The sequence below is a fragment of the Burkholderia sp. LAS2 genome (genome assembly GCF_018417615.1).
GTDB lineage: Bacteria > Pseudomonadota > Gammaproteobacteria > Burkholderiales > Burkholderiaceae > Burkholderia > Burkholderia sola.
Window position 1 is genome coordinate 163,859 of sequence record NZ_CP071054.1, and the last position, 26,426, is coordinate 190,284.

Annotated in this window: 27 protein-coding genes and 1 pseudogene; 13 read left to right on the forward strand and 15 right to left on the reverse strand. The window is 68.8% G+C overall.

Translation table 11 applies throughout. From position 1 onward, the window contains the following. Positions 1–13 precede the first annotated feature (13 nt). The 3 genes from JYG37_RS29855 to JYG37_RS29865 all read left to right on the forward strand — a co-directional run bounded on the left by JYG37_RS29855 (position 14) and on the right by JYG37_RS29865 (position 4,117). Complete coding sequence (locus tag JYG37_RS29855; protein WP_213346888.1) at positions 14–1,303, forward strand: Zn-dependent hydrolase; 1,290 nt, start codon at positions 14–16, stop codon at positions 1,301–1,303. Further along, a complete protein-coding gene (locus JYG37_RS29860; protein ID WP_124630043.1) occupies positions 1,300–2,802 on the forward strand; it encodes a M81 family metallopeptidase in 1,503 nt (500 codons plus the stop codon). The genes JYG37_RS29855 and JYG37_RS29860 overlap by 4 nt, the downstream gene beginning before the upstream one ends. A 127-nt stretch (positions 2,803–2,929) precedes the next feature. Continuing rightward, entirely contained in the window at positions 2,930–4,117 is a 1,188-nt protein-coding gene (locus JYG37_RS29865) for a YncE family protein (RefSeq protein ID WP_213346891.1), read from the forward strand. Between the two features lie 240 nt (positions 4,118–4,357). Here the strand turns inward: JYG37_RS29865 and JYG37_RS29870 are convergent, their stop codons facing one another. Together JYG37_RS29870 and JYG37_RS34920 are read right to left on the reverse strand one after the other, a co-directional pair. Continuing rightward, positions 4,358–4,627, reverse strand: a complete 270-nt coding sequence (locus JYG37_RS29870; RefSeq protein ID WP_176015849.1) for a hypothetical protein — start codon at positions 4,625–4,627, stop codon at positions 4,358–4,360. 120 nt (positions 4,628–4,747) lie between these two features. Further along, positions 4,748–5,062: a hypothetical protein gene (locus tag JYG37_RS34920; RefSeq protein WP_235356207.1), complete on the reverse strand. Its 315-nt coding sequence runs from the start codon at positions 5,060–5,062 to the stop codon at positions 4,748–4,750. On the opposite strand from JYG37_RS34920, the gene JYG37_RS29875 reads away from it, so the two are divergent. Further along, positions 4,956–5,390, forward strand: coding sequence for a hypothetical protein (locus JYG37_RS29875; protein WP_249746110.1), 435 nt, complete (start codon positions 4,956–4,958; stop codon positions 5,388–5,390). The genes JYG37_RS34920 and JYG37_RS29875 overlap by 107 nt on opposite strands. Positions 5,391–5,460: 70 nt before the next feature. Beyond that, complete coding sequence (locus JYG37_RS29880) at positions 5,461–6,273, forward strand: alpha/beta fold hydrolase (protein ID WP_213346893.1); 813 nt, start codon at positions 5,461–5,463, stop codon at positions 6,271–6,273. A gap of 55 nt (positions 6,274–6,328) precedes the next feature. On the opposite strand, the gene JYG37_RS29885 is transcribed toward JYG37_RS29880, so the two are convergent. From JYG37_RS29885 to JYG37_RS29895, 3 genes are read right to left on the reverse strand one after another with little or no spacing between them, the layout of a single operon-like run. Then, on the reverse strand, positions 6,329–8,317 hold the full coding sequence (locus tag JYG37_RS29885; RefSeq protein WP_235356202.1) for a DUF4034 domain-containing protein: 1,989 nt from the start codon (positions 8,315–8,317) through the stop codon (positions 6,329–6,331). 14 nt (positions 8,318–8,331) lie between these two features. Next, positions 8,332–9,114 (reverse strand): DUF1266 domain-containing protein, encoded by a 783-nt coding sequence (locus JYG37_RS29890; protein WP_050013626.1) that lies wholly within the window; start codon positions 9,112–9,114, stop codon positions 8,332–8,334. Continuing rightward, positions 9,108–10,406 (reverse strand): hypothetical protein, encoded by a 1,299-nt coding sequence (locus JYG37_RS29895; protein WP_050013625.1) that lies wholly within the window; start codon positions 10,404–10,406, stop codon positions 9,108–9,110. Before JYG37_RS29895 ends, JYG37_RS29890 begins: the two co-directional genes overlap by 7 nt. An 88-nt stretch (positions 10,407–10,494) precedes the next feature. Here JYG37_RS29895 and JYG37_RS29900 point away from each other — a divergent pair, with 88 nt between their 5' ends. The 3 genes from JYG37_RS29900 (at position 10,495) to JYG37_RS29910 (ending at position 12,730) form a co-directional block, all read left to right on the forward strand. Further along, positions 10,495–10,863: a hypothetical protein gene (locus tag JYG37_RS29900; RefSeq protein ID WP_124630045.1), complete on the forward strand. Its 369-nt coding sequence runs from the start codon at positions 10,495–10,497 to the stop codon at positions 10,861–10,863. A 154-nt stretch (positions 10,864–11,017) separates the two neighbouring features. Next, positions 11,018–12,193: a class C beta-lactamase gene (gene ampC / locus JYG37_RS29905; RefSeq protein WP_213346895.1), complete on the forward strand. Its 1,176-nt coding sequence runs from the start codon at positions 11,018–11,020 to the stop codon at positions 12,191–12,193. Positions 12,194–12,436: 243 nt separating this feature from the next. Further along, entirely contained in the window at positions 12,437–12,730 is a 294-nt protein-coding gene (locus JYG37_RS29910) for a hypothetical protein (protein WP_213346897.1), read from the forward strand. Between the two features lies 1 nt (position 12,731). Here the strand turns inward: JYG37_RS29910 and JYG37_RS29915 are convergent, their stop codons facing one another. Further along, positions 12,732–13,076: a DUF4148 domain-containing protein gene (locus tag JYG37_RS29915; RefSeq protein WP_213347077.1), complete on the reverse strand. Its 345-nt coding sequence runs from the start codon at positions 13,074–13,076 to the stop codon at positions 12,732–12,734. 331 nt (positions 13,077–13,407) lie between these two features. Here JYG37_RS29915 and JYG37_RS29920 point away from each other — a divergent pair, with 331 nt between their 5' ends. Both JYG37_RS29920 and JYG37_RS35185 read left to right on the forward strand, forming a co-directional pair. After that, the gene (locus tag JYG37_RS29920) at positions 13,408–14,427 is read left to right on the forward strand and encodes an aldo/keto reductase (protein ID WP_213346899.1); all 1,020 of its coding nucleotides are present in this window, start codon (positions 13,408–13,410) and stop codon (positions 14,425–14,427) included. A 2-nt stretch (positions 14,428–14,429) separates the two neighbouring features. Next, positions 14,430–14,630: an SRPBCC family protein gene (locus JYG37_RS35185; protein ID WP_373452515.1), complete on the forward strand. Its 201-nt coding sequence runs from the start codon at positions 14,430–14,432 to the stop codon at positions 14,628–14,630. Positions 14,631–14,708: 78 nt separating this feature from the next. Here JYG37_RS35185 and JYG37_RS29930 read toward each other — a convergent pair whose 3' ends face one another. The 5 genes from JYG37_RS29930 to JYG37_RS29950 form a co-directional block, all read right to left on the reverse strand. Next, complete coding sequence (locus JYG37_RS29930; RefSeq protein WP_209938606.1) at positions 14,709–15,614, reverse strand: LysR family transcriptional regulator; 906 nt, start codon at positions 15,612–15,614, stop codon at positions 14,709–14,711. A gap of 105 nt (positions 15,615–15,719) precedes the next feature. Continuing rightward, the gene (locus JYG37_RS29935) at positions 15,720–16,502 is read right to left on the reverse strand and encodes an ABC transporter substrate-binding protein (protein WP_050013617.1); all 783 of its coding nucleotides are present in this window, start codon (positions 16,500–16,502) and stop codon (positions 15,720–15,722) included. 40 nt (positions 16,503–16,542) lie between these two features. Continuing rightward, positions 16,543–17,979, reverse strand: a complete 1,437-nt coding sequence (locus JYG37_RS29940; RefSeq protein WP_213346901.1) for an FAD/NAD(P)-dependent oxidoreductase — start codon at positions 17,977–17,979, stop codon at positions 16,543–16,545. Then, entirely contained in the window at positions 17,976–18,275 is a 300-nt protein-coding gene (locus JYG37_RS29945) for a (2Fe-2S)-binding protein (RefSeq protein ID WP_050013615.1), read from the reverse strand. Before JYG37_RS29945 ends, JYG37_RS29940 begins: the two co-directional genes overlap by 4 nt. After that, a complete protein-coding gene (locus JYG37_RS29950) occupies positions 18,268–19,392 on the reverse strand; it encodes an NAD(P)/FAD-dependent oxidoreductase (RefSeq protein ID WP_124630046.1) in 1,125 nt (374 codons plus the stop codon). The genes JYG37_RS29945 and JYG37_RS29950 overlap by 8 nt, the downstream gene beginning before the upstream one ends. A 149-nt stretch (positions 19,393–19,541) precedes the next feature. On the opposite strand from JYG37_RS29950, the gene JYG37_RS29955 reads away from it, so the two are divergent. Beyond that, entirely contained in the window at positions 19,542–20,456 is a 915-nt protein-coding gene (locus JYG37_RS29955) for a LysR substrate-binding domain-containing protein (RefSeq protein ID WP_089490124.1), read from the forward strand. A 64-nt stretch (positions 20,457–20,520) separates the two neighbouring features. Here JYG37_RS29955 and shc read toward each other — a convergent pair whose 3' ends face one another. Continuing rightward, positions 20,521–22,581 carry a squalene--hopene cyclase gene (gene shc / locus JYG37_RS29960; RefSeq protein ID WP_124630047.1) on the reverse strand — a complete coding sequence of 687 codons (2,061 nt, stop codon included), beginning with the start codon at positions 22,579–22,581 and terminating at the stop codon, positions 20,521–20,523. A 53-nt stretch (positions 22,582–22,634) separates the two neighbouring features. Here shc and JYG37_RS29965 point away from each other — a divergent pair, with 53 nt between their 5' ends. Next, entirely contained in the window at positions 22,635–23,318 is a 684-nt protein-coding gene (locus JYG37_RS29965) for a TetR/AcrR family transcriptional regulator (RefSeq protein ID WP_050013611.1), read from the forward strand. Between the two features lie 16 nt (positions 23,319–23,334). On the opposite strand, the pseudogene JYG37_RS29970 reads toward JYG37_RS29965, so the two are convergent. After that, positions 23,335–23,580: pseudogene (locus tag JYG37_RS29970) on the reverse strand (aldo/keto reductase); the annotation flags it as partial. A 175-nt stretch (positions 23,581–23,755) separates the two neighbouring features. Next, positions 23,756–24,349 (reverse strand): flavodoxin family protein, encoded by a 594-nt coding sequence (locus JYG37_RS29975; RefSeq protein WP_124637446.1) that lies wholly within the window; start codon positions 24,347–24,349, stop codon positions 23,756–23,758. 116 nt (positions 24,350–24,465) lie between these two features. Between JYG37_RS29975 and JYG37_RS29980 the strand changes: the two genes are divergently transcribed. Continuing rightward, positions 24,466–25,371 carry a LysR family transcriptional regulator gene (locus JYG37_RS29980; protein WP_213346903.1) on the forward strand — a complete coding sequence of 302 codons (906 nt, stop codon included), beginning with the start codon at positions 24,466–24,468 and terminating at the stop codon, positions 25,369–25,371. A gap of 54 nt (positions 25,372–25,425) precedes the next feature. Here the strand turns inward: JYG37_RS29980 and JYG37_RS29985 are convergent, their stop codons facing one another. Then, the gene (locus JYG37_RS29985) at positions 25,426–26,319 is read right to left on the reverse strand and encodes a LysR substrate-binding domain-containing protein (protein WP_213347079.1); all 894 of its coding nucleotides are present in this window, start codon (positions 26,317–26,319) and stop codon (positions 25,426–25,428) included. Positions 26,320–26,426 lie beyond the last annotated feature (107 nt).

The window sequence follows — 26,426 nt, forward strand, 5'->3', positions numbered from 1 at the left end:
AGGAATGGCAACGATGCAAGTACAGGATTCGACTCCGGGCGTCGCGGCGTCCGGCTTGCGCGTCGACGGCGCGCGGCTGTGGGACAGCCTGATGCGGCTCGCGCGGATCGGCGCGACCGACAAGGGCGGCGTGTGCCGTCTCGCGCTCACCGAACTCGATCGCGACGCGCGCGACCTGTTCGTCGCGTGGGCGCAGGACATCGGTTGCACGGTGCGCGTCGATGCGATCGGCAATATCTTTGCGCGGCGCGCCGGCGAACGGGACGACCTGCCGCCCGTGGCGACGGGCAGCCATATCGACACGCAACCGACGGGCGGCAAGTTCGACGGCAACTACGGCGTGCTGGCCGGCCTCGAGGTGCTGCGCACGCTCGACGACGCCGGGGTGCGCACGCGCGCGCCGCTCGAGGTGGCGGTCTGGACCAACGAGGAAGGGTCGCGCTTCGTCCCGGTGATGATGGGTTCCGGCGTGTTCGCGGGCGCGTTCACGCTCGACCATGCGCTCGCGCAATGCGATCGCGACGGCGTGTCGGTGCGCGACGCGCTGGCCGCGATCGGCTACGCGGGCAGTGCGGACGACGGGCACGGCGCGCATCCGGTCGGCGCGTATTTCGAAGCGCATATCGAGCAGGGGCCGATGCTGGAAGCGCACGACACGACGATCGGCGTGGTCGAGGGCGCGCTCGGACAGCGCTGGTACGACGTGACCGTCCACGGGATGGAGGCACATGCGGGCCCGACGCCGATGGAACTGCGGCGCGACGCGCTGCTGGTCGCGGCCGATCTCGTGCGCAAGGTGAACGAGATCGCGCGTGCGCATCCGCCGCATGGACGCGGCACGGTGGGCTGGGTCGACGTGCACCCGAATTCGCGCAACGTGATTCCCGGCCGCGTGACGCTGACCGTCGACCTGCGCGCGGCCGACGACGCGATGCTGGCGGCGATGGATGCGGAGCTGCGTGCGGCATGCGCGGACCTGGGCGCGGCGGCCGGGATGCGGATCGACATCGAGCCGGTCGTGTACTTTCCGCCGCAGCCGTTCGATCCGGCGCTGGTCGAGCAGGTCCGTGCCGGCGCGCGTGCACTTGGGCTGTCGTCGATGAACGTGATCAGCGGTGCGGGCCACGACGCGGTGTATCTCGCGCGCGTCGCGCCGACCGCGATGATCTTCGTGCCGTGCAAGGACGGCATCAGCCACAACGAGATCGAGGACGCCGATCCGGTGCATCTGGAAGCCGGCTGCAACGTGCTGCTGCACGCGATGCTGGGCGCGGCCGGGATCGCGGAGGGCGCCGCGCAATGAAGATCCTGATTGCCCGGATGAACCACGAGACCAACACGTTCTCGCCGGTGCCGACGCCGCTCGCCGCGTTCGGCCGCCACGGCCCCGACTGGGGCGACGACGCGTATCGCGCGAATCACGGAATGCGTACCGCGATGGCCGCGTTCATCGATGCGGCCGAGCGCGAAGGCGCGGACATCGTGACGCCCGTGTCGGCGGCCGCGAACCCGAGCGGGCCCGTCGCGGCCGACGCGTATGCGGCGATCTGCGACGCGATCGTTGCCGCCGCGCCCGGCTGCGATGCGGTGATGCTCGACCTGCACGGCGCGATGGTCGCCGAGCAGAGCGCGGACGGCGAGGGCGACCTGCTCGCGCGCGTGCGCGCGGCGCTGCCCGATGCGCCGATCGCGGTCGCGCTCGACCTGCACGCGAACGTCACGCAGAAGCTGATCGACAACGCAGACGTGATCGTCAGTTTCAAGACCTATCCGCACGTCGACATGGTCGAGACCGGCGAGCATGCGGCGCGCGTGTTGCTCGACCGGATTCACGGCCGCGCGCGGCCCGTGCTCGCATGGCGGCAGCCGCCGCTGATGACGTCGACGCTGCGCAGCGCGAGCGCCGAAGGCGCGATGCGGCGCGCGGTGGAGGCCGCGCGCGCGGCCGAGGCGGACGGCATGCTCGCGGTGTCGATCCTGCCCGGCTTCTCGCTCGCGGATATCCCCGCGCCGTGCATCAGCGTGGTCGTGGTGGCCGACGGCGACCGCGCCGCGGCTGACGCAGTGGCCGAGCGCATCGCACGGCAGATCTGGGACGCGCGCGACGCGTTCGTCTATCGCAGCGCGCCGCTCGCCGAATCGGTCGCGCGGGCCGCGGCGCTCGCCGACGGCGCGGACCGCCCGGTGCTGATGCTCGATCACGGCGACAACTGCATGTCGGGCGGCCCGTGCGACACGATGGATCTGCTCGAAGCCGCGCTCGCGCACGGGCTCGACGGAATCGTCAGCGGGCCGTTGTGCGACCCGGAAGCGGTCGCGGCGCTGATCGACGCGGGCGTCGGCGCGACCGTCACGGTGCCGGTCGGCAACCGGTTGCCGTCGCACGGCGGCGTGCGGCGCGAACCGTTTCGCGCGACGGGCATCGTGCGCGCGATCACCGACGGCGAATACGTGATTACCGGGCCGACGTATACCGGGCAGCGTGCGTACATGGGACGCGCGGCCGTGCTCGATATCGGCACGGCCACGCTCGTCGTCACCGAGCGCACGCAGGAGCCGTGGGATCTCGGCGTGTTCGAGAGCGTCGGCGTCGATCCGCGCCGCGCGCGCTTCCTGCTGCTGAAGTCGCGGATGTATTGCCGGCCGGTGTTCGTGCCGATTTCGTCCGCGCTGGTCGAATGCGACAGCCGCGGCGTGACGAGCTCGGACTACGGGTTGTTTCGCTACGAGCAGCTCGCGCGGCCGGTGTATCCGCTCGACGACATCGTCGAGTGGTCGGCGGGCACGCGACGCACGGATTGACGGAACCGAACCGGGTGCGAGACGCCGGGCGCGCGCGCTTTCGGGCATCATGCGATGGCGCCGGCCCGTCGGGCAGCAGGGCCGGGCAATCCATTGCGTCCGCAACCGATCCGGAGAACCGACCGCCATGCATTCGAATCCCTTCCGCCTGCGCAGCGCGCGCCTGCTCGCCGCGCTGACCCTCGCCACGACGGCCGTTGCCGTGCACGCCGCCGACTGGATCGTGTCCGGCAACGACGGCAAGTATCAACGCGTCGAGGGTCGCGACACCTATCTGCCTGCCCCGCCCGCCGACACGCTGACGCTGCTCGACGCCAGCACGTTCCCGCCGAAGGTTGCTTTGCAGGTCGACGTCGAGAACGGCATCCAGGGGCCGCCGCAGGCCGTCGCGATCACGCCCGACGCGAAGCTCGCGCTGGTCGGCGCGCCGACGCGCTACGACACGGCCGCGAAGCAGCTCGTGTTCGACACGTTCCTGCAGGTCGTGAATCTCGACAGCGCGCCGCCCGCGATCACGCGCGTCGAGCTCGGCACGCATCCGCAAGGGATCGCGATCGACCGCGCGGGCCGGCTCGCGATCGTCGCCAACGTCGACGGCAGCGTATCGATCCTGCGCATCGACGGCACGCAGGTGACGCTCGACGGCAACCTGAAAATCGGCAAGAAGCGGCTGGCCGGGATCAGCTTCACGCACGACGGCAAGCACGCGCTCGTGTCGCTGCGCGACGAGCAGGGCATCGCGGTGCTGAACGTCGACGACGGCAAGGTGACCGACAGCGGCACGCGGCTGAGTACGGGCGTCGCGCCTTACACGATCGACGTGTCGAGCGACAACCGCTGGGCCGTCGTCAGCAACGTCGGGCTCGCCGGGCTGCCGGGCTATACCGGCACGCTCGCGGGCGACGCCGATTCGGTCGCGCTGATCGACGTGTCGCGCGTGCCGTTCCGCACGGTTCAGTACTTGACGGTGCCGTCGCTGCCGGAAGGCGTCGCGATTTCGCCGAACGGGACGTGGATCGCCGTGCAGGCAATGGACGGCTCGAACCTGACGGCCGACAACCCGGGCCGCCACAAGATCGGCAAGGTGCTGCTGTTCGAGATCCGCGACGGGCAGGCCGTGAAGGTGAGCGAGGTGCCGGGAGGCGAAGCCGCGCAGGGCATCGCGTTTACCGCCGACAGCCGGCACGTGATCGTGCAGTTCAACGTCGAACGGCAGCTTGCGCTGTATGCGGTCGATGGCGGCAAGCTGCGCGATACGGGCAAGCGGATCGCGCTGACGGGCGGGCCGTCTTCGTTGAGGACGTTGCCGCGCTGACGGGCTTGGCGGGACTGGTCGGCGGCTTGCGGATCAGCTGCGAGATGGCGGAAAACATCATCGCGCGGCTCGACGAAGCGTTGTCAGCCGCGCACGCCGGCGGCGCGGATCACGCGGAACGATGCGGGCCGTTCGGTCGTGAGCGGCATGCGCCCCTTCAAGGGTTGAAGGGGCACGCGAGCCGGCGACGCGCACGCGGGGATGCGCGCGGTACGGCCGCACCGGGTCGCACGACCGCGGTTACGGACGCAGCAGATCGAACCCGCCGAATACCACGACACCGCTGAGCGCGATCATTGCGACGGAGTGCTGGCCGAAGTAAAGAATCGCGGCGGCGAGCCACGTCGTGATGCAGAAGGCGCCGATGCGGGCCATCGTGTGTTCCTCGAATGCGTAATGAAGTGAATGCGTGCCGCACGGCGTTCGCCGCTCGGCGGTGAGCGCCGTGCGGTACGCGTGCAAGCAGACGGAAAAGGCGACTCGGGGAAGCTGCGAGGGCGTCGTCGGCATACGTTGTATGCCGTGCCTCGAAAGTCCGGGAGTCGGAGCCGGCGGCATCGCGCGGTCGGGCCTGAACGAGGCGTCCGACGTGCGCATCCGGCCGGCGAAGCGGCGATTTTACCAGTGCCGTCATGCTGCCAATCTGGCCCTTTCGCGATCAATTGCGATCATCAACGGACAATCCACCCGACCCCGATATTCAAGTTTCGTGTGATGAATGCCGTAAACGGACTGGAAGGCGATTTCCGCCCCTGTGACTTCGTTTACCGACACACGGACCGACACGATGCAGATCGATTTCTCCACGACCACGCGATCGCCGCTCGTTGACAGCGGCGTGGCCGCGAACCCGCCGGCCGCGACGTCGTCCACCGGCGGCGCGACGGATGCCGCGAGCACGACGGGCACAACTGGCCCAACGGGCGCCACCGCCGTGACTGGCACGTCGAGCACTCCCGGCACGAAGGATTCGACCGGCGCCGCCGGCGCAACGCCCGGCGCCGCCGGCGCATCGTCGGAGGACCCGGCGGTCGCCCAGCTGAAGGCGCTGATCGAGCGGCTGCAGAAGCAGCTCGCGACCTTGGAGCGGCAGATGGCCGCCGCGGCCCAGCGCGCCAAGGACGACCCGGCCGCGGCCGTCGAGCAGCAGTCGCTGAGTGCGGAAGCCGGCGCGATTTCGGCCGCGCTCGCGACGGCGATCTCGCAACTCGCCGCGGCGCTGGAAAAATCCGGCGGGTCGCAGTCGGGCGGGCTGGTGTCGACGCAGGCCTGAGCGGCCGCGGCGGCGTCGGCCGCACGCATTACAATCGTCAGTTCGTCTCCCTCTCAAGGACGGCCGAACGATGAATGCGGAACTCGACGACGACGAACTCGTTCGCTTCGACGCGCACGGCGGCACGCCGCTGCCGGCAGCCGATGCCGAAGGATGGCTCGACCACGACGGCGCGTGCGTCTGGCACGCGTCGTTCGGCCAGGGGCCGGCGGTCGTGCTGCTGCACGGCGGCCTCGGCCATGGCGGCAACTGGGGCAACCAGGTGCCGGCGCTGCTCGCGGCCGGCTACCGCGCGATCGTGATCGACAGCCGCGGTCACGGCCGCAGCACGCGCGACGACCGCCCCTATTCGTACGAACGCATGGCATCGGACGTGCTTGCCGTCCTCGATGCGCTGCACGTCGACCGTGCACGCTTCGTCGGCTGGAGCGACGGCGCATGCATCGCGCTCGTGCTGGCTGCCCGCGCACCGGAACGCGCGGCCGGCGTGTTGTTCTTCGCGTGCAACATGGACCCGGGCGGCACGAAGGAAATGGCGCCGAGTCCGCTGATCGACCGCTGTTTCGCGCGGCATCGGAAGGACTATGCGCGACTGTCCGCGACACCGGACCGGTTCGACGCGTTCGTCGCGGCCGTCAGCGAAATGATGCGCACGCAACCGAATTACACCGCGCAGGATCTCGCGGCGATCGCCGTGCCGGTTGCGATCGTGCAGGGCGAGCACGACGAATTCATCCGGCCCGAGCATGCGGCGTACCTCGCGCGGACGATCCCGGGCGCGACGCTGACGATCCTGCCCGACGTGAGCCATTTCGCGCCGCTGCAGCGGCCCGCGCGGTTCAACGCGGCGATGCTGGCGTTTCTCGACCGGCTGCCACGGTGATACGCGGGCAGGACGCACGGCCCGCGGACGAGCGGCGGCGTGCGTCGGCCCGCGTTCAGACCATCGCGTTGTCGGCGCCGGGAATCTCGTGCGCCTTGATCTGCTTGCGCTGCAGCTTGTAGCGCAGCTTCCCGAGCATGCCGTCCTCGTGGCTGACACGCGTGATGGTGCGCACGTACTCGTCGTCCGGCGCGATGGCCTGCGCCCCCATGATCCAGCGCACGCTCTCGCGATAGTCGTACAGCGACTTGTCGTTGACGTCGGCAAGGAAGAACGACAGTGCGGCCATTGCGGCCGGGTGGCCGCCTTCGGCATGCCGGCGCAGTTCGTCGACGTAGCGATGGCGCGACGGATAGTCGTCGATGTCGCCGATGAACATCAGCATGCACTCGAGGCCGTCGGTATGCCCCATCTCGTGCGCCTTGCGCGCGGCCTCGACGGCCTCGACCTGCATGCGCGCGCGTTCGGCCCGGTCCGTGCTGGTCTGCCCGATGTGGTAGTACGTGTAGCCGAGCCGATACGCGGCCATGTTGCCGCCGGCTTCCATCGACTCGCGGAAGTAGTGGGCGGCGCGGTACGGGTCGGCCTCGACATGCGTGCCGTCCTTGTAGAAGCAACCGAGCAGGTAATCGCACGAATCGCCGCCTGCCTCGTAGCCAAGCTTGCAGACGGCGACGGCATCGGCAGGGCGCCGGTTTTCGTACTCCAGCGCGGTGGCGACCTGGTTCCATGCGAGCGAGCCGGGCTCGTTCACGCGTGCCGCTTCGAGCCATGCATCGCCGCGCGCGTCGTCCTGGGCGAAACCGAACGTGCCGGTACGATGTCCGTAGCCGCGCAGGATCATTGCCGCCGTGCACGCGCGAGCGTCCGATGCACGTTCGATCGCGCGGGTCAGCCAGTCGCCATGCGGATCGAGACTGAGCGCCAGTCGCACGCCGATCGCCATCTTCTGGTCGTTGTCGATCGGCTGGTCGCGTTCCGCTTCCTGCAGGCGGGCGTACGCTTTTTCGTAGTCCTCGCGCATGTAATGGCTGTGCGCGAGCCAGCTCAGCGTTTCCCAACGGTGATACGGATGCAGCGCCGCCTGCGCACGCGCGAGCGTCGCGGTGATCGCGTGGCGCGCATCGTCGTCGTCGTCATTCGCGTCCAGCGTATTGCCGGCGTAGTCGTCGCGCCAGATCTCGTGCAGCAGCCGGTCCTTTTCGACCGCGTCGAGGTGCGCGCACGCGTCGGACGCGACGAACGCGCGGATGTGATCGTGCGAGCCGCCCCAGCGCGGCTGCATGTACCAGATGAACGTGCGCATCGGGAAGAACAGCTTCGGGTGGATGTGCAGCGTCGCTTCCATCCAGTACCACTTCTCCTTGCGCAGCTTCTTGCCCTGGACCGGGCCGGGCAGCGCGTCCGGAAATTCCGGCGGGCAGGCGACCGGCACGTCGGGGTTCAGTCCCGAACGCGCGAACATGCGTTGCAGTTCGGTGCGCGTGGCTGCGTCGTCGGCGCCGGCGTTCAACTGCAGTTCGGTGACGGGCCAGCGGCGCTCGCGCACGAGCTGCGCGAGCCACTCGGGTTCGCCGAACGACGACACGCTCGTGAAGATCACCATCGGCGCGCTCCACAACGTCGGCGCGAGCATCAGCGCGCGCAGCGCGGCGACGAGCGTCAGCGTCGCGCACGCATGCGCGCCGATCCAGCCGGCTTCGGTCACCGTTTCGGCCCAGCCGCTGCCGCGGTATTCGTAGGCCCAGTGGTGCCAGTAATGCGCTTCGCACAGCCACGCGTGCGCGGAGCGCGGGTTCGCGGCCTGCCATGCGCGCAGGCGCGCGAGGCCGTCGGCGCCGGCGTCGATACACGGCTGCACGTCGGCCGGCAGCGCGTCGACGTACCGCGCCTCGGCGGTGCGATCGGCGAAGCTGGCGGCGAGTGCGGCATCGAGTTGCGCGTCGAGCGCGGCATAGTCGCCGGCGCGCAGCAGCGCGTCGACGTCGCAAATGGACCAGCGGGACGTCGCGGGCGGAATCAGGTCGGCGCAAGCGGAGGACATGTCGGTATCGGCGGTCATGACGAAACGGGTTGGGGGTCGAAGATGCGGTAGCGCTTCCACGGCAGCGAAAGCCAGTTTCCGGACGGATTGCGCAGGTATTCGCGCACTTCCTGCGTGGCGCGCGACGACGCGGGGCCGTCCTGGCTGCTGCCGCGCAGCCACTGCTGGCGTGCCCGCGCATACGCGAGCCCGAAGTCTTCCCAGCTGTCGAAGCTGTCCTGCGCGCGCTGCGCATTGAGCAGCAGCACGATCCACGCGTGCTGTTCGGACGCCCAGCCGAGCAGCGCGATGCAGCGCACGAGAAACGCGGTGCGCGCGCAATCGAACGCGAGTGCGTCGCGCACGCGCCCGACGGCGGCGAGCTGTTCGTAGAAGCCGTCGTGCGAGCGGCCGACGCCGCGAATCCAGCCCGCGAGGATCGACGGCACGCGCTGCACGATCTGCCACTCGGGCAGGTCGGCCGGCAGGTCGAGTTCGCGCCGTACCTGGCGCGCGAGCTGTTCGCGCTGCGCGTCGGGCAGCGCATGGACGAGGTCGTCGCAATCGCAGCGCAGCCCGTTGCGGATCAGCAGGATGTCGGCGAGCGCGAGCGCCCAGCGGCGGCGGTTCGGCGGCGCCTGCTCGGCCTGCGCCTGCGCGAGCCTGACGGCCGCGGTTTGGCGCACCGGCACCGTGCTGTCGGCGCCCGCGGCCTGGTCGGCGTCGACTTCGTGCACCATCCGTGCGGCGACCCGGAACGCGCGCCACACGTACCACGCGAGCCCCAGCACGGCCGCGCCAAGCAGTAGTTTCAGCATGACGCGCTCCCGTCCGTCGGCGCAGGCAACGCGAACGCCGCGCACAGCGCGGGATCGATCGCGATGCCTTCGATCTCGAATGCGGTCGCGGCCGGCGGCGCGTCGGGTGCGCGCGCGGCCGGCAGTGCATCGGCCGGCAACGCATGGCGCGCGGCCGCCGCGACGGCCGGATCGATCTGCCGCAACTGGCCGAGCGCATACGGTGCATTGCGCAGCAGCAGCCATTGCAGCACGGCCGGCGGTTGCTCGAAATGCTCGATCAGGTGGAAGTTCTCGCTCATCACGCTCAGCAGATGGTCGGACGAGCGCACGTCGGTGACGAAGGTCCACGCGCCGGTGGCCGCACCCGGCGCATCCGGTTCGAACACGAGGCCCATGCCCTCGCAATCGGGATGACGCTCGCCGCGCGGCGCGAGCGCGCGCAGGAACTGGCGGACGTCGTCCGCATAGCGGCGCACCGGATGGCGGTTCTGCTTGCCCTTGATCTGGTCGATGCGCAGGCCGTCGCCGCTCGCCTGCAGGCTGATCGTCACGTGCGGCTGGTTGCCCGCGCCGCGCAGTGTGAAGAGGCGCAGCCGGCCGTCCCGTGCGGCTTGCGCGTACTGCTCGCCGTAGCCGCCGCGCAGCCGGCGGCGATCCGCGAACTGGCCGAGACAGTGCTGCATGTAGTACGACTCGTACGCGAGTTCCTCGCGCAGCGCCGGATGATCGCCGACGAATTCGAACACGATCCCGTTCGGCGTGCGCAACACCTCGCGCAGCGCGAGGCCGCTGCTCGGCACCCAGCCCTTGTCGCGGCGCGCCTGCATCCGCTGGTGCTCGCGCTCCCACATGTCGAGCGCCATCGCGCAGGTGATGCGTTGCAGTTTCTGCGCGAGCCGCGTGCCGGCACGCGAGCGCAGGAATTCGACCAGCACGCGTTCGCGGTCGATCAGCAGCATGTGCTCGGGATCGATGAAGTAGAGCGGCGGCGGTTCAGCGGCGGGCGGCAGCGCCGCATCGGGCGTCGGGCCGGATGCCGGAGATGCCGATTGCGCGCGGAACCGGCGCACGAGCCACTCGGGCGCCGGCCGGTCGGCGCCGGCAAGCGCGCGGTAATCGGCCAGCGAAGCGAGCGGCTGCGCCTGCTCGAACGCCCCGACGACCCAGCGGAAGAAATGGTTGCCGAGCCACGCGAGGATCTCGGCCGGATCGCCGCGCTCGGCGCTGCGGCGCGCGATGGCCGCCTTGATGTCGGGCGCATTGACGACATCGCGCGGCCGATAGGCCGACGCGGCCACGGTTGCGGTCACGGGCTCACTCTCCGGTCGGGCAGGGCGTGCGCAGGCGGTGTGCGCGGGACCCTGGCGGTTCTTCTGGCTCAACGACGAAACGGCGAACGTGCGCGCGCAGCAACGCGGCGGCGTCGCGTATTTCGGTTCAGGTCGGTCGGTGCGTGAAAATCACGCGACCACACGGGAGCCGACGACGCGGGAGCGGGCGATCGGGAAAGGGCGATTCATTGTTTCTCTCAGGATGGGTTTTATTTTTTGCTTCCGCGAGTCTACTTCGATCCATGCGGATGAATCAATCGCGCCGCTGGCCGGCGCCCGCGGATCTGACAAGACTTATCTCTTTTTCGTCGATTTTCGATACGGCGCCAATCGGTGGCCGGATTCGATGCTGTTGAAACCGACAGGTTTTCCTGAAAAACGGGCATGCGGCTCCGAGCGGGGCGCGGCCCCATCCTGCTTGCCGCGTATCTCATAAGTTTTTCTTTCGGCTCGCGCAACATATCGTCGATTGTTGGCGGCCGGGCGGTAGCGGATAGTCCTGCTTCGACAGGCCGGCCGACGCGCGCTGCGCGCGGCGCGGCCGCATCCGTTGTCCATGCAACCATTAGAAAAGGAAAGGAACCGCACCCATGCGATTCAACGCGACACGCTTCGCCGCGACCCTGTTCGTCGCCGCATGCGCGACCGCCACGGCCGGTCGCGCGGCCGCCGTCACGCAGGACGCGCTCCACGACACCGTCACGCGCCAGGTCGCGCCGCTGATGAAGCAGTACGCGATCCCTGGCATGGCGATCGGCATCGTCGCCGACGGCAAGCCGTACGTGTTCGACTACGGCGTGATGTCGAGGCAAACCGGCAAGCCGGTGACCGGCGACACGCTGTTCGAGATCGGCTCGGTCAGCAAGACGCTGACCGCGACGCTCGCCGCGGACGCGCAGGAGGGCGGCGAACTGTCGCTCGCGGACCCGGTGGCCAAATATCTGCCCGAGCTGCAGGGCAGGCCGTTCGGCGTCGTGACGCTGCTCCAGCTCGGCACGCATACGCCCGGCGGGACGCCGCTGCAGGTGCCGGACAGCATCCGCGACGACGCGGGCCTGATTCGCTATCTCGACGCGTGGCGGCCCGAGTATGCGCCGGGCACGCACCGCACGTATTCGAACGTCGCGATCGGCATGCTCGGCTGGCTCACCGCGAAGGCGACGCACCAGGATTTCGCGACGCTGATGGCGCAGCGGCTCTTTGCCGCGCTCGGGATGACGCACACGACCATCGACGTGCCCGCCGCGCGCATGGCCGACTATGCGCAGGGCTACACGAAGGACGGCAAGCCGGTGCGGATGACGGAAGGCATGCTGTGGCAGCCCGCGTACGGCGTGCGGACCACGGCGGCCGACCTGCTGCGCTTCGTGCAGGCGAACATGGAGATGATCCCGACGGCGCCGCGCCTGCGGCGCGCGATCGAACGCACGCACACCGGCTATTTCCGCGCGGGGCCGCTCACGCAGGATCTGATCTGGGAACAGTATCCATACCCGGTCGCACTGCCGACGCTGCTCGCGGGCAACGCGCCGAAGATGCTGTTCGATGCGGTGCCGGCGAGCGCGATCCAGCCGCCGCTCGCGCCGAACCCCGCGACCTGGATCAACAAGACGGGGTCGACCGGCGGCTTCAGCACGTACGTCGCGTTCATTCCCGCGAAGCGGATCGGAATCGTGATGCTCGCGAACGGCAATGTGCCGATCGAGGATCGCGTGAAGGTCGCGTACCTGATTCTCGGGTCGCTCGGCGACGCCGACGCGCGGTAACGTTGGCACGCGCGTGTCCGGGCACCGGAGCGCTGGAGCCGCGTGGCCAGCGGCACGCGATCACGGCCGACGGCTGCACGCTGGTCGAAGAAGGATTCGTCTGACACGGCCGATCATCCCGCCGCGCGCAAAACTGTTTGAGTGATTCACGCCTTCCGCCGCCGGCGCCGGCCATCGATACTGCGACGCAAGACATCTCGCGGGACGTGCGCCGCATGGCCCGTCTCGCTCCCGGAGCAACGAATGAAAGGCATCGGGATCTTCGTGAGGCGCATGGCGCCGGACGGTCCGAAGTATCGTGTGCGGCGCGCGGCGGATAAACCGATGAAGCGGCATAAGAACTTGTACTGCGCAGTCACGAATCGCAGCCCGCAACGGCGACGCGCGAGCGGTTTCGCGGAGCAGGGCAAGGGGGCGGAAGTGCAGCGACGGCGCGCGGCCCGAATGCCTGTTCAGGCGCTTCGGGCCGGCCATGCGGAGGGGACGGACGAGCGGGTGCGCGTATCGAAAGGCGTGCTCTCGTGCGCGCCGACGTGACTCAATGACCGCGATAGATCGAGTCGCGGCCGTTGATCGTCATCGCGCGGCCGGATTCGCTGGTGGTGCGGGGTTCGCTGCCGTAACCGGTTTCATCGGTGAGCGGGGCGGCGTGCGGCGCTGCCTGCGCGACGGCGTTTTCGCGCACGCGCTTTTCGGCGGCAACGATCGCGGCCGGATACTGGTTGTGATCCAGCGCCGGCGTGTAGCCGACGGCCGCGAGGCGGGCCATCTCGGCCTTCACTTCGGCACGGGTCGGTTGATGGTCGGTCGGTTGCGCGAACGACAGCGCCGGTGCGGAAAGGATCAGGGCGGCGAGGGTGGAAGAAACGAGCGTTTTCATCATGGGTACCTGTGTGGTTGAGTGAGCCGCAACCAACGTCGACCGCGTCGATGTCGTTGCGAGTGCACCCAATATAGGTATCGCGGCAGCCGGGAAAAATGGCCGCCCGGCCAAATCATTTTTGATCCTGAGTCATGAATCGAACGTGAATTCGGTCGGCAGCCTTGCCGGTCGGGCCGTTCGCCCGAACAGCGCGCCGCAGCCGCGGATCGAAACAGGCCGCTGATCGCCCAATCAGACCTCACGGGACTCAACTGTGTCGAATTCCGTCTTGGACAGACTTAACCCGCGTGCCTAGACTGAACGTGCTTTCCATCTTTCCCTGGAGAAAATCGTGAGTCTCAAAGACAAGCTGCCCGGCAACAAGATCCTCGGTTTCGGTACCGCCCCGCTCGGCAACATGTTCCGCAACATCCCGGACGCGGAAGCCGCGGCTACCGTCGAAGCCGCGTGGCAACACGGCATCCGTTATTTCGATTCGGCCCCGTTCTACGGCGCCGGCCTCGCGGAAATCCGCCTCGGCGACGCGCTGGCGAACCATCCGCGTGACGAATACGTGCTGAGCACGAAGGTCGGCCGCCTGATCCTCGACGAAATCGAAGACGTGTCGGCGCGCGATCTCGGCGAAAAGGGCGGTCTGTTCGAACACGGCCGGCCGAACCGCATCGTCAACGACTACTCGGCCGACGCGACGCTGCGCTCGATCGAGGACAGCCTGAAGCGCCTGCGCACCGACCGCCTCGACATCGTGTGGGTGCACGACATCGCGCAGGACTTCTACGGCGACGAATGGCTCGCGCAATTCGAAGTGGCGCGCAAGGGCGCGTTCCGCGTGCTGGGCAAGCTGCGCGAGGAAGGCGTGATCAACGCATGGGGTCTCGGCGTGAACCGCGTCGAACCGATCGAGCTGGTGCTCGACCTTGCCGAACCGCAACCGGACGGCATGCTGCTGGCCGGCCGCTACACGCTGCTCGATCACGAGCGCGCGCTGCAACGCGTGATGCCGGCGGCGGCCGCGCGGAACGTCGGGATCGTCGTCGGCGGCCCGTACAGCTCGGGCGTGCTCGCGGGCGGCACGCATTTCGAATACCAGAAGGCGTCGCCGGACATCCTCGCGAAGGTCGACCGGATCAAGGCGATCGCCGCGCGTTACGACGTGCCGATCAAGGCCGCCGCGCTACAGTTCTCGATGTCGCATCCGGCCACCGTCGCGGTGATTCCGGGCGCGAGCCGTCCGGAGCGGATCGCGGAAGACCAGGCGGCGCTGAACGTGGCGATTCCGGCGGACTTCTGGCGCGAGATGCGCGAACAAGGTCTGATCGCGGCCAATGCGCCGCTGCCGACCGAGCGTTGATCGTGAAGGGTGACGACATGGCGCAGGCCCATGCAGGTATCGAGATCGCGGCTTCGGCCGACACGGTCTGGCAACTGATCGGCGGCTTCGGGTCGCTGCCCGGCTGGCTGCCGTACATTCCGGCCAGCGCGCTGAGCGAAGGCGTCGCATCTGTGGCACGCGTCGATCACGGGTCGCGCACCGCGCATCAAAGATCAGGGTAGCGAAGCAATCGGGACCGTCTTTACTGGCGCGCAAGGCGTCGCGCTGCAACAACGCCCCGCGCTTTCATGGATTCAATTTCAGACTGTCGCGACGACCTCCTCGCCGGTCAGGATCTCGCGAAAGATGCCGACCAGCGGCCGCAGGTTGACCTTGTGCCACGCGGCCCACAGCGGCGTGCGATAGCTGAACCACGGGAGCTCGCGCAGCACGACGCCTTCCGGCACCTGGTGACGCAGGCTCTGCTGGATCATCGTCACGCCGAGCCCCGCGGCCACGAGGCCGAGCGCCGCGAGCGGCTCGGTCGCTTCCACCGAAATGTCCGGCGAGAAGCCGGCCTTCGCGCAGGCCGCGACGAATGCGCCGTGACGCGGCGCACTGTCCTGCTGCGTGACGCCGATCCATGCCTGCGCGGCGAGATCGTCGGCGACGAGCGTCTTTTTCTTCGCGAGCGGATGCCCGTCGGGCATCGCGAGCAGCATCGGATCGTCCAGCACCTTCGTCGATTCGAGTTCGGGATCGTCCGGCGCGGGCGGCTCGGTGACGAGCGCGATGTCGAGGCTGCGCTCGCGCAAGCCTTCGAGCTGCGCGGCCGATTGATAGTTGTACAAAGCGATGTGAACGGACGGGCGCCCGGCGCGCAGCGTTTTCAGCGCGCGCGGCAGCACGCCCGAGTGCGTGGCCGTTTCGAGGTAGCCGATGCACAGGCCGCCTTCGTCGCCGCGACCGAGCCGGCGCGCGAGCGATTCGAGCCGGTTCGCGTGGCGCAGGAATGCGTGCGCTTCGCTGAGGAACGTGCGCCCGTCGCGCGTCAGGCGAATGCGCTGCTGGCTGCGTTCGAACAGCGTGAGGCCGAGCTTTTCCTCGAGCTGCGCGATCTGGCGGCTGAGCGGCGATTGCGAAATATGCAGGCGTTCGGCGGCGCGGCCGACGTGTTCCTCTTCCGCGACCGCGATGAAGTACTGAAGCTGGCGGATGTCGAGCATGTCAGACCTTATCGGACTCAATATTGATTAATTATGTCCAAAAAGGACTTATCCGCGCAACCTGGAGACGGTTCGACGCTAACCGAACCGAGCCCGTATTCGCCGTCAGTTCCCGTACATGTCGAAGTCGAAGTATTTCGACTGGATCTGGTTGTACGTGCCGTCGCTGCGAATCTGCGCGATGGCGCGATTGAGTGCGTCGCGCAGGTCGGTGTCGGCCTTGCGCACGCCGGCAGCGTCGCCGTTGCCCATGATCTTCGCGTCGTACACCACGCCGCCCGCGAACGAGAAGCCCTTGCCGCGCGGTGTCGCGAGGAACCCGAGCTGGCCTTGCACGGCATCCATCAGCACGCCGTCGACGCGCCCGGTGACGAGATCCGCATACGCCTGGTCGTAGCTCGGGTACGGCACGACCTCGACCTTCGCGGCCGCCCACTTCTCGCGCGCGTAGGTTTCCTGGATCGTGCCCTGTTCGACCGCGACGCGCTTGCCGGCGAGCTTCGCCGCGTCCGGCAGCAGCCCCGACCCGGTGCGCGCGATCAATCGCGTCTGGTTGCGGTACAGGCGATCGGTGAAGTCGATCTGCTGGCGCCGCTGCTCGGTCGCGGCCATCGACGACAGGATCACGTCGAACTTGCGCGCCTGCAGCCCCGGAATCAGCCCGTCGAAACTGCTCGACACCCACACGCATTTCGCCTTCAGCTTCGCGCACAGCGCGTTGCCGAGATCGATGTCGAAACCCTTCACGCTGCCGTCGGTCGCGGTCGACTCGAACGGCGGGTAGGTCGGATCGACGCCGATGCGGATGGTCGTCCATTCCTTCGCCGACGCCAGCGACGCGAAGGCCATCGCGGCGGCGGAAAGGAGAATCGTGAGGCGCGTCTTCATGGTCAGGCTCCGTTCGTGTGGGGAAGAGTGGGCGGGCGCGTCAGCTCGGAAATTCGCCGCGCTGAAAATCGTTCGACAGGTCGAGCGCGTCGGCCATCTCGCCGACGGTGACCGGCTTGATCGGCGCGCGAATCCGGTAGTGACCGACGTCGCCGACGCTGCGCTGCTGCACGTCGGCGATCAGTTCGCCGACCGTCGTGCCGCACCAGCGTCCCTGGCACGGGCCCATCCCGCAGCGCGTCAACGCCTTCATCTGGTTCGGCCCCTGGCAGCCGCGCGCCGCGAGCTGGCGGATTTCGCCGGCCGTGACTTCCTCGCAGCGGCACACGATCGTGTCGTCGTCGGGGCGGCGCAGCGCGGCGGGCGGCGTGTACAGCGCGTCGAGCAGCGGGCGCACCGCGAGATGGCGGCGCAACGCGTGCAGCACCGGGCGTTCGCGTGCGACCTGGCGTTGCGCGTCGAGTGCACTGAGTTGCACGGCGATGTCGAGCGCGGACACTTCGCCGGCGAGCGCCGCCGCCCGCGCGCCGCCGATGCCCGCGCCGTCGCCCGCGATCCACACGTGCGGCACGCTGCTGCGGCCGCGCGCGTCGCACTGTGGCCGCCAGCACGCCGACGATTCGTCCCATTCGTGTGCGCAGCCGAGCGAACGCGCGAGCTGCGTCGACGGAACGACGCCCTGATGCAGCAGCACGAGCGACGTGTCGAGCGTTTGCACGACGCCCTGCGCGTCGCGAAAGCGGATGCGTTCGGCGCGGTCGTTGCCGTCGATGCGGATATCGGTCGCGCCGCGATACACGGGAATCCCGGCATCGCGCACCGCGCGCAGCATGCGCCAGCCCTTGAGCAGATAGTCGGCGCCGCGCAGCGCCGGCAGCGCATGCGGGAGCGCGCGGCGCCATGCGTCGTGCGGCGTCGTGTCGATCAGCGCGCGCACGCGCCGGCCGGCATTCAGCAATTGCGCGGCGAACAACCACAGCAGCGGGCCGGTCCCCGCGAGCACGGCGTCGGCCGATGGTGCGAGGCCCGACGCTTTCAGCAGCGTCTGCGCGGCGCCGACGCCCATCACGCCGGGCAACGTCCAGCCCGGCACCGGCCACGGCCGCTCCTGCGCGCCGGTCGCGATCAACACCGCACGTGTGCCGATTTCGAGCGTGCCGCGCGACGGGCTGCTTTGCGTGAGCATCGCGACGGGTTCCGGCTCGAACGCGATTTGCCACACGACGCTGCGCGGCAGGTAATGCGCGCCGCTCGCGAGCAGGCCGTCGACGAGCGGGCGGCCCGCCGTGTAGTCGGCGCCGAGCCATTGCGCGAGCGGCGCCGGCGCGTCGGCCACGTTGCGGTAGATCTGGCCGCCGGGCGCGCGCCCTTCGTCCGCGACGACCACCGACAAGCCGGTCGCACGCGCGGCAGTCGCCGCCGCCATGCCGGCCGGCCCGGCGCCGACGATCAGCAGGTCGCACTGGCGGCGTGTCATGCGAGCCTCGCCTTGCCGTGCATCGTGCGCACCTGCATGCCGTCGGCGACGGGCGTCATGCAGCCTTGCACGTTCGGCACGCCGTCGACGTCGACGAGGCAGTCGAAGCACACGCCCATCATGCAGAACGGGCCGCGCGGCGCGCCGCTCACCGCGCTCGTGCGGCACGCGGCCGAACCGGCGGCGAGCATCGCGGCCGCGACGCTGTCGTGCGCGGGCACGTCGTGCGGCGTGCCGTCGATATGGATGCGCACGCGTTCGAGCGTCGCGGCGGCGGGAACGAGGGATTCAAACATGCCGGGCTTCCGTGGGCGCGGCGAAGCGCGCGGTGGTAAAGGCGGACAGGTCGGCCGGCGCGGCGCCGCCGGCGATCCACGGCGCGACGAGATCGGCGTGGGTCGCCGCGAGCGTCACGCCGCTGTGGCAGATCGCGATGAACGCGCCGGGATACGTGGCCGACGCCTCGTAGACGGGCAGGCCGTCGGGCGTCATGATGCGCAGCGCACCCCATGCGCGCACGATGCGTGCATGGGCCAGCGCCGGGAATGCCGTGCGGGCGCGACGCGCGATGTCGACCATTGCGGGCCGCGTCTGCCCGTCGTCGAAGCCGACGTCTTCGGCCGAGTCGCCGAGCAACACCGACCCTTCCGATGTCTGGCGGACGACGAGCGTCGGATAGTCGAGAAACGGCGCGAGGCGCTCGGTGACCATGATCTGGCCGCGCAACGGCGAGATCGGTGCGCGCAGGTCGACCATCGGCGCGAGCCGCGCGTTGTCGAGGCCGGCCGCGAGCACCACGCGCCCGGCTTCGAGTTGCGCGTCGCGCGTGTCGATCTCGAAGCGCCCGGCGCGCGGGCGGATCTCGGCGACTTCGCTGCGCGGCAGATAGACGCCGCCGCACTGCTGGAACGCGTGCAGCATCGCGCGCAATGTGTAGAGCGGATTCGCGTGACCGTCGTTCGGCGACCACAGCGCGCCGGCCAGCGATGGCGACGCCGCGGGAATGCGCCGCCGCAGCGCCGCGGGATCGAGCACCTCGTACGACAGCGCGGCGTCCTGCCGGTGCAGCGATTCGAGCAGCTCGGTCGCGCCGTCGAGCTCCGCGCGATGCTCGAACAGCTCGATGCCGCCCGGGCGTTCGAACGCGCAGTCCACGCCCGTTTCGCGCTGCAACTGCGCGGCGAATGCGCGCCAGCGCGCCGACGATTCGCGCGACCAGCGCGCGTACGGCAGGCAGCGGCCGCCTTTGCCCTGCACCCACACGAGCCCGAAATTGCCGCGCGCCGCGCGAAACGCGATGTCGTCGCCGTCGCACACCGCGACGCGCTGGCCGAGACGCGCGATGCCCCACGCGATGGCCATGCCGACGAGACCGCCGCCGGCCACGACGACGTCGAAGCAGCGCATGGTCATGCGCGGCTCCGGTGTCGCGGGTGAGGCGGTTGCGTGTTATATCCCATGGCGGCGCGGCTCCTTGCTTTCAGTACGTTGCGGAACCGATGTTCGGACAGGCAAAATGGGCTGTCCAATACAGCTTGATCAACGACCCATAATCCAGTGTTATGACCACGCCTTCGCTCAGGATTCGCCAGATCGAAGCGTTTCGCGCGGTGATGCAGCGCCATACCGTCACGCGCGCGGCACGCGATCTCCATATCTCGCAGCCGGCCGTGAGCCGGCTGATCGCCGATCTCGAGGCGCGGATCGGCTTCGTGCTGTTCGAGCGGCAGCAGGGGCGCTTCACGCCGACCGCGCAGGCGCGCGTGCTGTACGAGGAGGTCGAACGCGCGTTCGTCGGCCTCGACCGCGTCGCGCAGGCCGCCGAGCAGATCCGCGCGATGCGGCGCGGCACGCTGCGCGTGGCCGGTTCGCCCGCCGTCGCGCTCGACCTGCTGCCGGAACTCGTCACGCGCTTCTCGCACGCGCATCCGGGTGTCGACATCACGCTGCTCGCGCACAGTGCGTCCACCGTCGTCGACAAGGTCGCGTCGGGGCAATGCGACGTCGGGCTGATCGCCGAACCCGTCCCGCATCCGGCCGTGCGCGGCGAGCGGCTCGCGGAAAGCGCGATGTGCTGCGTCGTGCCGCGCGGGCATCGGCTCGCGCGCAAGCGCGTCGTGCAGCCGGCCGACCTGCGCGACGAATCGTTCATCTCGTTTCCGCCGAGTTTCGAGGCGCGCAGCGCGATCGACCGCGTGTTCGTCGAAGCCGGCGTGTCGCGCGTGCTGTCGATCGAGGCGCAGCTGTCGCGGACGATCGTCGCGTTCGTCGCGAACGGCGCCGGCGTCGCGCTGATCGATCCGGTGACCGCCGCATACGCGGGCCCGCGCGTGGTCGTCAAGCCGTTCGAGCCGGCCGTGCCCGATCACTTCTACCTGGTGACGTCCGCGTCGCAGCCGCTGTCGATGATCGGCGACGCGTTTTGCGCGGATTTGCGCGATGCGTTCGCGAGGATGCGGGCGCCGCGCGACGCGTAGGCAGGAAGGGGACGGGAGTCGTTTTGAGCGCGCCGGACGCCGTCACGCGTGCCGGCGCTCCGGCTCAGGCGAGCGCGCTGTCCGTTGCGCGTGCGGCGGGTGCGCCGGACGCGGACGACGTGGTTGCGCCCGCATCCTTCGCGCCCGCCAGCCGCCGATAACGCGCGAGCGCCCACAGCGGGAAGTACGCGGTATAGCCGTGATACTTCAGGTAGAAGATGCGCGGAAAACCCGGCGCATTGTGCGAGCGGTGCCACCAGAAGCCGTCTTCCCGCTGCACCGACTGCAGGTACGCGATGCCGCGCTTCACCGAATCGGATTCGCAGTCGCCGAACGCCATCTGCGCGAGCAGTGCCCACGCGGTGCAGTTCGACGTGCTCTCGCCGCCGTTCGTGCCGGCCAGCGTCGGATCGAGGTAGCTGTCGTTCGTTTCGCCCCAGCCGCCGTCCGCATGCTGCCGCGTACGCAGCCAGTCGAGCGCGCGGGCGATATACGGCTGCGACTTGTCCTCGCCGGCGAGCGCGAGGCCGGCCAGCACGCTCCACGTGCCGTAGAGGTAGTTTGTGCCCCAGCGGCCCCACCAGCTGCCGTCGGGCTGCTGCGTGCGCTTCACGTAGTCGATCGCGCGCGCGAGCGACGCGCGGTCGTCCGCGCGCTTCGTCACGCCGAAGCACAGCAGCACGCGGCCCGATACGTCCTCGGTCGGCGGATCGAGCAGTGCGCCGTGATCGGCGAACGGAATCGCGTTCAGGTACATCCGGTCGCAGTCCGCATCGAACGCCGCGAAGCCGCCGTTGCGCGATTGCAGCCCGCGCATCCAGTCGAGTGCACGGGCGACGCGCGCCGCATACGGGTTCGTGCCGTCCGCATCGCGATGCGTGCGGCCGCGGCGATCGAGCATCGCGGTGACGAGCGCCGTGTCGTCGATGTCGGGGTAGTACGGGTTCGCATACTGGAACGCCCATCCGCCCGGTTCGACGTCGGCCGGGACGTTCTCGATCCAGTCGCCGCGCAGGTCGTTCACCTGCCGCTCGGCGAGCCAGTCGTACGCGCGTGCGATGCGTGCATCGAGCTCGCGCAGCGCGCCGGGCGCTTCGCCGGCTTCCGGCGCCGCGACACCGCGCGCCTGTTCGAGCGCCATCGTGCTCCACGCGGTGTCCCACACCGGCGACAGGCACGGCTGGCAATACATGCTGCCGTCCGGCCGCGTGACCAGCAGCTTCTCCAGCGCGTTTTCGCAATCGCGCCGCAGCGGATGGTCGTCCGGGTAGCCGAGCACCTGCATCATCTGGTAGCTGTACACGATAGGCGGGAAGATGCCGCCGAGGCCGTCCTCGCCGTTCATCCGTTCCGCGCACCACGTCTCCGCATACCGGATCGCGCGCTGCCGCAAGCGCTTCGGCAGCAGCGGCTCGACTGGGCGGACCATGCGGTCGAGCGCGAGGAACAGCCGGCGCATGCCGCGAGCGGGCGGGAAGTACTCGCGCTCCTGTTCCGGCGGCGTGACGAACAGCTCGCGGATCGACACGTTGCGCGGATTGCGCGCACGCGCCTTCAGCGAGCACAGCACCAGCAGCGGCACCATCGTCGTGCGCGCCCAGTACGCGACCTTGTACATCGAGATCGGCACCCACTTCGGGAACAGCACGAATTCGATCGGCATGAACGGTGCCGCGCGCCACGGCACCTGGCCGAACGTCGCGAGCAGGATGCGCGTGAACACGTTCGAGCGTGCCGCGCCGCCGAGCTTCAGGATTGCGTCGCGCGCGCGGGTCATGTGAGGCGCCTGTTCGCTGTCGCCGGCCGCCTTCAGCGCGAAGTACGCCTTCACGCTGCACGACACGTCCGGCGCGCCATCGACGTACAGATCCCATGCGCCGTGCGTGTCGAGCCGCTGGTTCGCGCGCAGGTAGCGCGCCATCTTCTCCTGGCGCACGTCGTCGATCTTGTCCATGAAATGCATCATCAGGATGTATTCCGCGGTGATCGTCGCGTCGGATTCGAGTTCGAAACACCAGCTGCCGTCGGGCTGCTGAAGGCGTACGAGTGCGTCGCGTCCACGGGCGATTGCAGTGTCGAGCGCGGACCAGGGAGAGGGGGCCATTTTGTTCATGCGGCGGATCATACCATCCAGCCGGAATGTTTATATCGACACGCCTGGATGCTACCATCCGCACCATGAAAAAACGCCTCGAACCCGCGCCGCGCGACGTGTCCGCGCCCGTCGAACCGGCTGGAACACCCGACGCACGGGCGCCTGAAGGATCATCGGCGCCGGCCGTACCTGTGGCCGGCGTGCGGCGAAAAAAAGCGCCGGACCAAGTGCGCGCGCAATTGCTGGCGGCCGCGTCGGAGATCGCGACGCATCACGGCGTGGCCGCGTTGACGCTCGACGCGGTGGCCGAGCGTGCCGGCGTGACGAAGGGCGCGCTGCAATATCACTTCGCGAACAAGCAAGGGCTGCTGGATGCGCTGTTCGGGCAGGCGACCGAGCGGTTCGGCGCGCAACTGGCCGCGCGGTTGGCGGTCGATTTCCGCGGCGACGGCGCGGCGGCGCGCGCATATCTGCATGCGGTGCTCGATGCGGCCAATCCCGCCGCGAGTATCGAGGTGCTGCGCGTGCTGGTCGCGTCGATGATCACCGAGCAGGACACGCGCGCGCGCTGGTCGGTGCCGATGCGCGAATGGACGCGGCCCGACCCGGTGCCGCTCGAGCGCGCCGCGACGCTGATGATCTGCCGGCTCGCGGCCGACGGGTTGTGGATTTCGGAGTTGCTCGACAGCGTCGACGTATCGGCCGAATTGCGCGCGGAGATCGTTCGGCAGCTCGATGCGATGAGCAAGGGCGTGTTTCCGAAGTGATGCGCCGCCGATCCTGTTGCGCCGCGCCGCGCGTGAACGGCGCGGGAACCCTGCCGGCTTCCTGACGCGCGATCATCCAGCCGGGATAGCAGGGCGGCAACGCGCTCACGGCATCGAGACGCGCCAGTTCATCGTCGGTCAGGACGACATCGACCGCGCCGAGACTGTCGTCGAGCTGGTCGATCCGCTTCGCGCCGATGATGACGCTCGTGACCGCCGGCTTGACGAGCAACCACGCGAGCGCGATCCGCGCGACCGACACGCTGCCCACATGCCGGCATCCGCGTTGCCGCCCATCGTCATCGTGCCGAGGCACAGCTCGGACACATACAGGCCGGTGCGGCCCAATTGCTTGTATTTCATTGCAGCGCCCTTCAGAATCGGCCGGACCCGATGCGGGGCGTCGGCCGGTGGCGCCCCGCATGAACGTCGGAATGTTAGTTGGCGCGTGATTGGCCGGCCCGCAACTGCCCGGCAATCCCCGCGACGCGCGCGCCATAGCGTCGGGCCGTTTCGAGATCGCCCGGCGACATCTCTTCCGGCGACGCATCGGCCGGCGTCTGCGCCATCGGCGCGATGTAGGCGCCCATGCGGTTCAGGTCGTCGCGCGTCGACGCTTTCAGATTCGCCGGCTTGATGTCCATGCTGACCCAGATGCCGCCGTGCTGTCCGGCCAGCAGGAAGAAGTATTCGAGCGTATTGAGCTTGTCGCCGTTGATGCTTGCGCTGTTGGTGAAGCCGCCGAAGATCTTGTTCCGCCATCCGCTTTCGAACCAGACCTTCGACGATGCATCCGCGAACTTCTTGAACTGCCAGCTCGGGCCGCCCATGTAGGTCGGCGAGCCGAACAGGATTGCGTCGGCGGCGGCCAGCGTGTGCCACGCGTCGTCGGCGAGGTTGCCGTCGGCATCGATCGCGACGAGTGCGGCGCCGGCGCCGTCCGCGACAGCGGCGGCCATGCGTTGCGTATGGCCGTAGCCGGAGTGATAGACGACGACCGTTTTGACCGGCGGGTCGAGTTGTTGATCCATGAGGGTTTCCTTTCGTTCGGGTTGTCGTTCAGACGACGTGGGAAGCCACTCTACCGAGCCGCAATCCGGTGATAAACGACGACAGATTGAACGTTCTGTTACTTTCCGGATGAACAATGCAGAACCTTGACGCGCTTTTGATTTTTGCCCGTGTCGCCGAAATGGCGAGCTTCACGCGTGCCGCCGAAAGCCTCGGCATTCAGAAAGGACGGGTATCCACGGTTATCCGTGCGCTCGAACGGGACATGGGTGTCGCACTGCTGCATCGGACCACGAGACGCGTGCAGCTCACCGAAGACGGACGCGCGTTCTATGCGCGCGCAACCGACCTGCTCGCCGAAGTGCAGGAATTGCAGTCGATGTTCTCGGGGCGCGGTACCTCGCTGCGCGGCAGGTTGCGCGTGGACATGCCCACGGAACTCGCGCGCAGCGTCGTGGTGCCGGCGCTGCCGCAACTGATGGCCGCGCATCCGGATCTGGAGCTGGAGCTTTCGAGCACCGACCAGCGTGTCGATCTCGTTCGGGAAGGGTTCGATTGCGTGATACGGCTCGGCCCGATCGCCGACGAGACGCTGATTGCGCGGCCGCTTGGCAGGCTGCGCATGACGAATGCGGCGAGCCCCGACTATCTCGCGCGGCACGGCGTGCCGCATACGCTCGCCGATCTGCGCAGCCAGGGGCACAAGATGATTCACTACACGCTGACGCTCGGCGCGCGGCATCCCGGATGGGAATACCCGGACGGCGACGGCTATGCGTGGCTGCCGTTGCCCAGCGCGATGCAGGTCAACAGCGTTCAGACCTATCACGCGGCGGGGCTGGCGGGCATCGGGCTGATCCAGGCCGGCTATTCGGCGCTCGCGCATCACATCGAAAGCGGCGCGCTCGTGGAGGTGCTGCCCGACTTGCGGCCCGAGCCGCTTGCCGCGTCGCTCGTCGTCGCGCATCGGCGCAATCTTTCGCCGCGCGTGCGGGCTTTCATGGACTGGATCGGGGGCGTGTTGGAGCCGTACCTCGATTAGCGGAGGGGGGCAGGATTTTCCGAATCCGTGTGGCGACGAACGTCGGGCACTGCATCAACACGCCGAGCCCCGCGCCTCGCCCAGCACCCATTCCGCAAGCGCCCGCACCGGCGCCGCGCTCAATTCGATCGGCTCCGGCAGCACGAGGCAGAAGTTTTTCGTCACCGCCTTGCCGTCCGGCCAGGGCGCGACCAGACGCTCCTGCTCGAGCTCGGCCCCGATGTAAAGGCGCGGCACCAGCGCGACGCCGAGGCCGGCCAGCGCGGCCTCGATCAGCATCGAATGCAGATCGTATCGCGGGCCGACCGCCGAATTGGTCAGCACGATGCCGGTCTCCTGCGCATAGCGCTGCCACGCATCCGGATTCTGCCGCCGGTGAAGGCGCGGCAGCGCATCCAGCGACGGATTGGCGCCGGCGCGTTCGAGCAGCGCCGGACTGCAGACGGGCACCAGCACCTCTTCCAGCAGCGGATGCAGATGCATGCCGGCCCAGGCCGGATGCGCAAAGTGAATGGCCGCGTCGAATCCGCTGCCGGCCAGCAGGAACGGCTCCATCCGTTCGGCGATATGCACGGTGACGTTCGGATGGCGCGCCTGAAAGCGCTTCAGCCGCGGGATCAGCCAGCGGGTCGCGAAGGTTGGAATCGCGGCGATATCGATGCTCGCGCCTTCGACGGGCTGCCCCATCAGATACAGGCTGTCCCGTTCGAGCCGATCCAGAATCTCGCGCACCTGTACCGCGTATCGCGTGCCGTTGGGCGCCAGCCGCACGCGGTTGCCGACGCGCTCGAACAGCGTCACGCCAAGGAACGCCTCGAGCCGGCCGATCTGGCGACTGACCGCGCCCTCGGTGCGCGCCAGCTCGTCGGCGGCGCGGGCGAAGCTGCCGTGTCGGGCCGCGGCCTCGAAGGCCAGGAGCGCGGAATTGCTCGGGATCTTGCGTCGCATCGGGGTCTCGCCGGTCGGAGCGCGTTCGACCGTCAGCTTGATCAAATATCACTGAAGGCTGACTTTAAGTCGATATCTACGCGGGAAACCGCAGATTAGCATTACGT